1 pseudogene is annotated in these 762 nt (G+C 38.3%); it reads right to left on the bottom strand.

Annotation, left to right across the window (positions count from 1 at the left end):
* Positions 1–581 (bottom strand): annotated as a pseudogene (locus GJU39_RS23295) (hypothetical protein); the annotation flags it as partial.
* Positions 582–762 lie beyond the last annotated feature (181 nt).

The raw sequence follows: 762 nt of genomic DNA, 5'->3' as shown, positions 1-762 counted from the left end.
AACTCTGTTTTTTTGACAATGTGCTCGCTCATAAAATCGTAGGAAGGATAGCCACGATCGTATATGATAAGGTCTTTTTTCTGCCAACAATGTGCATGCCGTAGAGCAAGTTCTTGCTCCCCTTTATCCTGGCCATCAAGGATGGCATCCAAGGTTATCTTATTCAGCACATCATAAAGGATAGAGGTCTTTGCCTGTACAATCTCCACTTCGGACTGGTTCTTTGCTGCGCCAAAACGTTTTCTTAGTTCGGCGGTGTTGGGCAATGTAATCCTTGAGCCGTCCACAGCAAGCACCCTAAAACCATTCCAAAGTTTCAGCCCATCATTTTCACTGGTATAGAAGTTTTCGGTGATTACCGCAGAAAGATGCTGGAATACTTTTGGATTGATCTTTTTTCTATTCTGTATGAAAGCGCTGGAGGTAAACCCCTGTAGCTTGATCAAGTGAAAATGCCCCTTTAGATAACTTAAAAATCCATCTATTTCTATGGTCAGGCTTTTTCTTAGAAAGTTTATCATCAAGAGCAGGGATGCCGTAAATGGCTGCTTTCTGTTTCTGGTAAAGTCCTGTTCGTTCATCCTAAATTCTAAAGATAGTTCTCGGCTGAAGATGGCCTCCCTTAATTTTTCGATAATTAAAAATGAGGTTTTTTTTTGACATTAACTAATTGGTTATAAGTTAAATATAAGAAAATAAACCCATAAAAACAAGTCAAATAGTTGGTAATCAGATATTTAAACACTTAACTTAATGACATTG

It is taken from the genome of Pedobacter petrophilus, assembly GCF_009674725.1.
GTDB lineage: Bacteria > Bacteroidota > Bacteroidia > Sphingobacteriales > Sphingobacteriaceae > Pedobacter > Pedobacter petrophilus.
This window is presented reverse-complemented; position numbering and strand designations above follow the sequence as displayed.